The sequence below is a fragment of the Marinobacter sp. MBR-99 genome, from assembly GCF_040547575.1.
Taxonomy (GTDB): Bacteria; Pseudomonadota; Gammaproteobacteria; order Pseudomonadales; family Oleiphilaceae; genus Marinobacter.
In genome coordinates this window covers 1-8463 of record NZ_JBEPPY010000038.1, presented here as the reverse complement: position 1 = coordinate 8463, position 8463 = coordinate 1, and the positions used below count along the sequence as shown (strand labels likewise).

General features: G+C 57.7%; 7 protein-coding genes. 4 read left to right on the top strand and 3 right to left on the bottom strand.

The window, feature by feature from the left end; genetic code table 11:
- Window positions 1-153: 153 nt before the first annotated feature.
- Entirely contained in the window at window positions 154-2052 is a 1899-nt protein-coding gene (locus ABIE59_RS19710; RefSeq protein ID WP_354449505.1) for a sigma-54 interaction domain-containing protein, read from the bottom strand.
- A gap of 301 nt (window positions 2053-2353) precedes the next feature.
- Between ABIE59_RS19710 and ABIE59_RS19705 the strand changes: the two genes are divergently transcribed.
- The 4 genes from ABIE59_RS19705 to cynS are packed head-to-tail and all read left to right on the top strand — an operon-like array spanning window position 2354 to window position 6046.
- On the top strand, window positions 2354-3778 hold the full coding sequence (locus tag ABIE59_RS19705) for an ABC transporter substrate-binding protein (RefSeq protein ID WP_354449504.1): 1425 nt from the start codon (window positions 2354-2356) through the stop codon (window positions 3776-3778).
- Window positions 3779-3780: 2 nt separating this feature from the next.
- Window positions 3781-4608, top strand: coding sequence for a nitrate ABC transporter permease (gene ntrB, locus ABIE59_RS19700; protein ID WP_354449503.1), 828 nt, complete (start codon window positions 3781-3783; stop codon window positions 4606-4608).
- 57 nt (window positions 4609-4665) lie between these two features.
- Entirely contained in the window at window positions 4666-5574 is a 909-nt protein-coding gene (locus ABIE59_RS19695) for an ABC transporter ATP-binding protein (RefSeq protein WP_354449502.1), read from the top strand.
- 28 nt (window positions 5575-5602) lie between these two features.
- The gene (cynS, locus tag ABIE59_RS19690; protein ID WP_354449501.1) at window positions 5603-6046 is read left to right on the top strand and encodes a cyanase; all 444 of its coding nucleotides are present in this window, start codon (window positions 5603-5605) and stop codon (window positions 6044-6046) included.
- Window positions 6047-6500: 454 nt separating this feature from the next.
- Here cynS and ilvD read toward each other — a convergent pair whose 3' ends face one another.
- Window positions 6501-8177, bottom strand: coding sequence for a dihydroxy-acid dehydratase (gene ilvD / locus ABIE59_RS19685; RefSeq protein ID WP_354449500.1), 1677 nt, complete (start codon window positions 8175-8177; stop codon window positions 6501-6503).
- Window positions 8174-8463, bottom strand: a 290-nt coding sequence (locus ABIE59_RS19680; RefSeq protein WP_354449499.1) for a hypothetical protein, incomplete at its 5' end; no start/stop codon positions are given. The genes ABIE59_RS19680 and ilvD, both read right to left, overlap by 4 nt.

Below are 8463 nucleotides of genomic sequence, written 5' to 3'. Positions count from 1 at the left end.
CTGCCCGTCGGTAGGGGGGGTGTGGGGTATTTTTCTGGCAGGGAAAAAGATGTCTGAGCGAAGCGAGTTGTTTTTCCCAGAAGAAAAATACCCCATACCCCGCGTACCCGCCCGCACACCCAGAAGGCTAGGAGGCCAAGCCCAAGCGCGCACCTAAGAAGCCCGATACTGCCGAGCATCCAACTTGAGCTTGCCCAGGCGTGAGTTCAGAGTCGTCGGCTTGATGCCAAGTAGCGCCGCCGCACCGTCGTCTCCGAATACGCGCCCGCCAGTCATTTTCAGCGCCTTGATCAGGTTCTGCTTCTCCAGCTCCTTCAGGTCTACCTCAGTCAACAGCTCACTGTCGTAATGGCGCGATGGTGTTGAGTTCATTGCCGCAAGCGCTTGCGGCTCAGACCCCGGAAGGTCAAGGTCCAGGCGGCCATCGGCGGTAATCACCTGGCGCTCGATCACGTTTTCCAGCTCGCGAACGTTGCCCGGCCAGTGGTAGGCCTTGAGGGTAGCCACATCTCGCTCGGTCAGAACCAGTGGCGGCCGATTGAACTTCTGGCAGGCCCGGTTCAGGAATTCCTGGGCGAGCATGGGAACATCTTCAAGCCGCCTGCGCAGGGGGATGGATTCGATGGGGAACACGTTCAGGCGGAAATACAGATCTTCCCGGAAGGTCTTCTCCTGCACCTCCGTTTTCAAATCCCGGTTGGTGGCCGCAATGACTCTTACATCGACGGCGCGAGTCTTGTTCTCACCCACGCGTTCGAACTGCTGATCCTGAAGCACCCGCAACAGCTTGCCCTGCAATTCCAAAGGGATTTCACCCACTTCATCCAGAAACAGGGTGCCGCCGTCGGCCAGTTCGAATCGGCCGATTCTGTCGTTCACGGCACCGGTGAAGGCGCCTTTGATGTGGCCGAAGAATTCGCTCTCAAACAGGTCTTTTGGAATAGCGGCGCAGTTCACCCGGATCAGCGGGCGGTCGCGTCGGGTGCTGGCCTGGTGGATGGCTCGGGCAATCAACTCCTTGCCGGTGCCGGATTCGCCGGTGATCAGAACGTTGGCATCTGTGGGGGCCACCATGCCGATGCGCCGAACGATGGCTTTGATGGCGTCGCTCTGGCCGAGGATTTCGTGGAAGTGGAACTCCGCGCTGAGTTCTTCCTGTAGGTAGGCATTTTCCATTTCCAGTCGGCGTTTCAGGCTCTCTACTTCTTCCAGTGCTGACTGCAGTTCCTTCTGGGCTTGCAGCCTGGCGGAGATGTCCCGGAACACCACGACTGCACCCACCGGGTGGCCGTTATCCATGATCGGGGTGCTGGTGTATTCCACCGGGAACCCGGTGCCGTCTTTGCGCCAGAACCAGTCGTCGCCCACACGCTTGATGCTGCCATCCCGAAAGGCACCGTAGATAGGGCATTCTTTCAGTGGGTAAAGGCTGCCGTCTTCGTGGGAGTGGTGAACAACGCGGTGTATTACCCTACCCATAAGTTCATCCATGCGCCAGCCCAGCATGCGCTCTGCTGCAGGGTTAGCGAAGGTGGTGCGACCTTCGGCATCGACGCCGTATATGCCCTCGCCAACGGCATGCAGAATCAGCTGATTTTCCCGCTCCATATCCTTGAAAAGCTCTTCCACGCGCCGCCATTCCAGCAGCCCGCCCCGGTGGTAGTGATTGGCTTCGTGGCGTTCGCGCAGGGTTCTCAGTTGTCGGCGGTCTCGCAGCAGAAGTAACAGGGTTTGGGCTTCTGCCTCTCCAACGCAGGAAGAAGAAATTTCCAGTTCAACCGTGTGGCCATCCCGGTGTTTCAGGTGGAAGTCACGGCTCCAGCCATGACTACGAAACAGGGTCTCCTCAGTAAAGTTGATTAGCTGCGGCCGCTGGTCGGCAAACAGTTGGGTGCACGCCATATTGGCAATGGATTGTCTATCGGTGCCGGCCATTCGGGCCATGGCGTTGTTGGCGGCGAGGATCAGGTCCTGGCCGGCATCCACCACAAGGGCGGCCTCGGGCAGGTGGTTGATCCACTGGTGAGTTTCGCTGCGTTCGGGCTGTTTCATGCCGGCTTCCGTTTGAGTGACGGAAGAAACCAAACAAAGCCTGTGCCAACTACGAAAAATCGAAGCTAATACTACGAGAAATCGTAATCTACGAAATATCGTAGTGCGACTGAACGGTGCTGGACTTGATAAATGTCATTAAAAACAGGTAGTTAAAAATATCCTCGAAGTTGGCATGAACCCCGCAATAGTCCTCTCAGAACGTGCTGTTTGCCAAGGCCGGAACAGGTCCGGGCAAAACCAGAGTCTTAGTTGCACCGCAAGAGTGCAAAAAACTATCTGAGAGTAGGGAGAGTGCACCATGACAACCAAGAGCCTAGGAAACCCGTTTGACGGCGACCAGTCACTGATCCACGCCAAAACCTGCGGCTGCCCGGAATGTAAGCCTGGCGATAGCCTGCCGTCTGCCTCGTTGAACCTCCGCCAGACCGGGGGATCGCAGTCTCAGGAGTCCGCCACCGGGATGGATTCTGAAGCCATGATGGACCGCGCCATTGAAAGCGCTGTGGTGCGCTCCGTGTTCGGCCATAACGATCATAGCCGTCGCAGCTTTATGAAGATGATGGGGGCGGGCACCGCAGCGGCATTGCTGGGCTCCGTGTTCCCCATGGACAAAGCCAAGGCGGCGGTGAAGGAGTCTCTCGGTAAGCTGGAGAAAACCAAGCTCAACGTCGGCTTTGTGCCGATCACCTGCGCCACGCCGATTATTATGGCGCACCCGATGGGCTTCTACGAGCGATATGGGTTGGATGTAACTGTCACCAAAACCGCTGGCTGGGCCGTGGCCCGGGACAAGTCCCTGGCGGGTGAATACGATGCTTCCCACATGCTGACTCCCATGCCCCTGGCCATGACCATGGGGGCCGGTTCCACGCCGGAGCCGTTCATCATGCCAGCAGTGGAGAACATTAACGGCCAGGCTATTGTTCTGCACGTAGACCACAAGGACAAGCGGGATCCGAAGCAATGGAAAGGCTTCAAGTTCGGTGTACCTTTTGAATACTCTATGCACAACTTCCTGTTGCGCTATTACCTGGCTGAAAACGGAATTGACCCGGATAAAGATGTTCAGATCCGGGTGGTGCCGCCACCTGAGATGGTTGCCAACCTGCGCGCCGGTAACCTGGATGGCTACCTGTCACCAGACCCCTTCAACCAGCGTGCGGTATGGGAGAAGGTCGGCTTCATTCACATGCTCACCAAGGATATCTGGGAAGGGCACCCGTGCTGCGCCTTTGCCTGCAGCCAGAAGTTTGCCACCCAGAACCCGAACACCTATGGCGCCCTGCTGCGAGCGATCATCGACGCTACCCAGTACTCCAATGAGCCTGGAAACCGCAAAGAGATCGCCGAGGCCATTGCCCCACGAAACTACCTCAACCAGCCGGTGCCAGTCATCCAGCAGGTATTGACGGGTCGCTATGCGGACGGCCTGGGCGAGGTGCAGAACGTGCCGGACCGTATCGATTTCGACCCGTTCCCATGGCATTCCATGGGCGTGTGGATTCTCACCCAGATGAAGCGCTGGGGCTACATCGAAGGCGATGTGGATTACAAAGGCATCGCCGAGCAGGTCTACCTGGCGGGTGAAACCGGCAAACTGATGCGTGAGATGGGCTACACCGCACCCACCGAAACCTACAAAACCCACACCATCATGGGCAAAACCTTTGATCCGGAAACGCCGGAAGAGTACGCCCGCAGCTTTGCCATCGGGAGGGTGTAATCATGGCCTCGTTGAATGTGAGAGCGACCTTGCTGTCGGTGTCGTTCCTGATTCTGGCCCTTGGTATGTGGGAAATGGCAACACAGCCACCGGCGGCTCAGGAAGCTGTGTCTGAGTACGAACTGTTAATGGGTGGCGCAGACCAGGAATCCCGGGTGCCGCCTCCCTCTGCCGTCATCAGGGTGGCCTGGGCAGAGCTTTCCAATCCGTTCTATGACGCCGGTGCCAACGACAAGGGTATCGGGATTCAACTGGCCTACTCGGTTTACCGGGTGTTGACCGGGTATCTGGCCGCCATGGCGATTGCACTGCCATTGGGCTTTCTGATCGGCATGTCGCCGCTGATGTATAAGGCGCTCAACCCCTACATCCAGGTGCTTCGGCCCATATCACCCCTGGCCTGGATGCCTTTGGCACTGTTCATCATCCAGGATTCGGATGCGTCGGCCATCTTCGTGATCTTTATCTGCTCCATCTGGCCAATGCTGCTGAACACCGCCTTTGGTGTCGCCAACGTTCGCCAGGATTGGGTAAACGTGGCCCGCACTCACGAACTCAACCCCATAAAAACCGCCCTTACGGTGATCCTGCCGGCTGCGGCACCCACCATCCTGACCGGCATGCGCATCTCCATCGGCATCGCCTGGCTGGTGATTGTGGCGGCGGAAATGCTCGTGGGTGGCACCGGTATTGGTTACTACGTGTGGAACGAGTGGAACAACCTCGACCTGGCCAGTGTGATCTTCTCCATCCTGATGATCGGGGTGGTGGGCATGCTGCTGGACCTGGCCCTGGGCAAGGCTCAGAAGCTCGTTGAATACAAAGAATGATCGGGCAGGGCGCCACTGAGCTGGCGCCCGCCAGAACCCTCCGACTGGAGAAGTGTTATGAGTAAGTCATTTCTGGAAGTAGATGGATTGTCGAAGGTATACCCGGACGGGCAGGGCGGTGAGTTGACGGTCTTCGAAGATATCCGATTCGCCCTTCAGAAAGGGGAGTTTGTGTGCATCATCGGCCATTCCGGCTGCGGCAAATCCACCATCCTGAACGTGTTGGCTGGCCTGGATGAGGCCAGTACCGGCAACGTGGTGATGAACGGCAAGGAAGTGAAAGGCCCGGGCCTGGAGCGCGGCGTGGTGTTTCAGAACTACAGCCTGCTGCCCTGGAAAACCGCTCTGAACAACATCATCTTTGGGGTAAAGGCTCGCTGGCCCAGCTGGTCCAAAGAGAAGGTGCGAGAGCACAGCGAGCGCTACCTGAAAATGGTCGGCCTGGACCACGCCATGGACCGCAAGCCCTCCCAGCTGTCTGGCGGTATGCGGCAGCGAGTGAGCATCGCCCGCGCCTTCGCCACCCAGCCAGAGCTGCTGTTGCTGGATGAACCCTTCGGCGCTTTGGATGCCCTCACCCGCGGGGTGATTCAGGACGAGCTGGTAAAAATCTGGGAAGAAACCCGCCAGACCGTGTTCATGATCACCCACGATGTGGATGAGGCCATTCTGCTGTCTGACCGCATCTTCCTGATGTCCAACGGCCCCAACGCCCGCATCGCCGAGAGTGTGAAGGTAAACCTGCCGCACCCGCGCTCCCGGGCCACCATTTTCCAGAACCCTGCCCATCAAAAGATCCGGCATTACCTGGTGGATTTTCTGGTGAATCGCAGTGGCTCAGCGCTGCCGGAGCAGGATGGCAGCCCGAGAGTAGTAGACCCCAGCACCGATGAGCTGACGCCCGACCCGGCGCCGGCCGAATCCGAGACCAAGACCGAAACCACCGCGAGAGCGGTGAATGCTTGATGTTGATTGTCCACAAGAGGAAATACCCATGATGAACAAAGAACTGATGACCGCGAAAATCCTGGAAGCCAAAGTTGCCAAGGGCATGACCTGGGAAGCCATTGCTGAAGCTATCGGCATGTCCCCGGTGTTCACCACCTCAGCTTGCCTGGGCATGAACAGCTTCACCGAAGACAAGGCGTTCGCCCTTTGCGAAACCCTGGGCCTGGATAAACCGGTGGCAGAAGCATTGCAGGTGTGCCCGAAGAAAGCCTGGGAAGGCGGTGTGCCCCAGGACCCGCTGATCTACCGTTTGTACGAGATTGTGGGTGTGTATGGCGACACCATGAAGGAGCTGATCCATGAGAAGTTTGGTGATGGCATCATGAGTGCGATTGATTTCACCATGGATATCGAGAAGGAGGAAAATCCCAAGGGCGACCGGGTGGTGGTTACACTTAACGGTAAGTTCCTGCCTTACAAGGCCTGGTAATTTTTAGTTTGCCCGTTCCTAGCCTTCTGGTTATGGGGCGGGTACGGGGGGTATGGGGTATTTTTCTTCTGGGAAAAACAACTCGCTTCGCTCAGACATCTTTTTCCCTGCCAGAAAAATACCCCACACCCCCCTACCGACGTGCAGCACAGAAATACCAAGGGTAAAAAGCAAAGAAAATATTCCGCAGTGCGCGTGACCGTTTTACCGAATCGACCCTTTCCCTTCCTGAATGCAAAAACGACAAGTCTTTTTATCAAGCGGATCCCCGCCAATGCCCGTCGGCGCGGGGTGGTTGTTGGATTTTTTGCCGGAAAAAGATGTCTGAGCGAAGCGAGTTGTTTTTCCAAAAAAAATCCAACAGCCACCCCGCAAGCCCGCCCGTAAACCGGAAGGCTGGGAGCCCAAGCCAGACCCACCCCGAAAGCCGGGAAGGCTAGCAGCCCAAGCGGGACTAGGGCAGGTCAGTAACGGCCCCCGTAGAGGCAGAGCTGACCACTCGGGCATACTTGGCGAGAACCCCACGAGTAAACCTTGGTGCCGGTGGCGTCCAGGCCTTGCGCCGTTTCTTCATTTCCTCTTCAGAGATCTCCAGGATGATGGAGTTATTGACTGCATCAATGGTGATGGTGTCGCCATCTTCCACCAGGGCAATCGGCCCACCAACCGCTGCCTCCGGGGTGATATGGCCAACCACGAAGCCGTGGCTGCCGCCGGAGAACCGGCCGTCGGTGATCAATGCAACGTCGCTGCCCAAACCCTTGCCCATGATGGCGGAGGTGGGGCTGAGCATTTCCCGCATGCCGGGGCCGCCTTTGGGGCCTTCGTAGCGGATGACCAGCACATCGCCGGCCACCACGGTGCCGTCGAGGATGCGCTCCTGGGCTTCTTCTTCGGAATGGAACACCCGTGCCCGGCCGGAGAAGTGGGTGCCTTCTTTACCGGTGATCTTGGCGACAGAGCCTTCCGGTGCCAGGTTGCCATACAGAATGCGCAGGTGACTGTCCTGTTTGATTGGGTTTTCAAAGGCCCGGATGATCTGTTGGTCTTCCGGATAGGGCTCTACGCCAGCCAGGTTTTCCGCCAGTGTTTGTCCGGTCACAGTCATGCAGTCGCCGTGCAGCAGGCCGCGGTCGAGCAGCATTTTCATCAACGGCTGGATACCGCCGATGGCCACCAGCTCCGACATCATGTAATGGCCAGACGGGCGCAGGTCGGCCAGTACCGGCACCTGTTTGCCAATGCGCACGAAGTCATCCAGCGACAACTCCACACCAACGGTACTGGCCATGCCCAGCAGGTGCAGCACCGCGTTGGTGGAACCGCCGAGGGCAATGACCACGGTAATCGCGTTCTCGAAAGCCTCACGAGTCATAATGTCGGACGGTTTGATGTCTGCTTCCAGCAGCTTCAGTACCGCCGCGCCCGCAGCTTCGCAGTCGGCCAGCTTGGTGTCAGACACCGCATTCTGCGCCGAACTGCCCGGCAGGCTCATGCCCATGGCTTCGATGGCCGAGGCCATGGTGTTGGCGGTATACATACCGCCACAGGAACCCGGCCCAGGAATCGCGGTTTCCTCGATCTGCTTCACCTCAATCAGGTCCATATTGCCGCGGGCATGGGCACCCACCGCTTCGAACACCGAAATGATATCGGTATGATTCTCGCCAGGCAGAATAGTACCGCCATAAACAAACACCGATGGCCGGTTCAGCCGCGCCAGCCCCATCATGCAACCCGGCATGTTCTTGTCACAGCCACCAATCGCTACCAGCCCGTCAAAACCCTCACAACCGGCCACAGTCTCAATAGAGTCCGCAATCACCTCCCGCGACACCAGCGAATACTTCATCCCCTCCGTGCCGTTGGCGATGCCGTCAGAAATCGTGATGGTATTGAAAATCAGACTCTTACCACCGGCTGCGTCTGCCCCCTTGGCCGCTTCCCGGGCCAGACCGTCAATGTGCATATTGCAGGGCGTCAGATTACTCCAGGTAGAGGCAATACCCACCTGCGGCTTCCGAAAGTCCTCATCCTGAAACCCCACCGCACGCAACATCGCGCGACTGGCAGACTTGTTAATGCCATCCACCACCGGTGCGGAATAACGACGTCGTTTGTCCGTGGTCATAGCAATACCTCCCAATCCAATGTTGTAAACGAAATCGGTCTCTCACCAGCAAAACCCACAAAGCACCAAAGCTCAACAGTTTTAAAAAAAAGCCGCCGCAGGCAAAAAAGCCAATACCAGAAATGCCCGTCGGTAGTGGGGTGTGGGGTATTTTTCTGGCAGGGAAAAAGATGTCTGAGCGAAGCGAGTTGTTTTTCCCAGAAGAAAAATACCCCACACCCCACGTACCCGCCCGCAAACCCAAAGGCTAGGAGCCCATGCCGAAGCCCGAGCCAGCCCCTTAAGC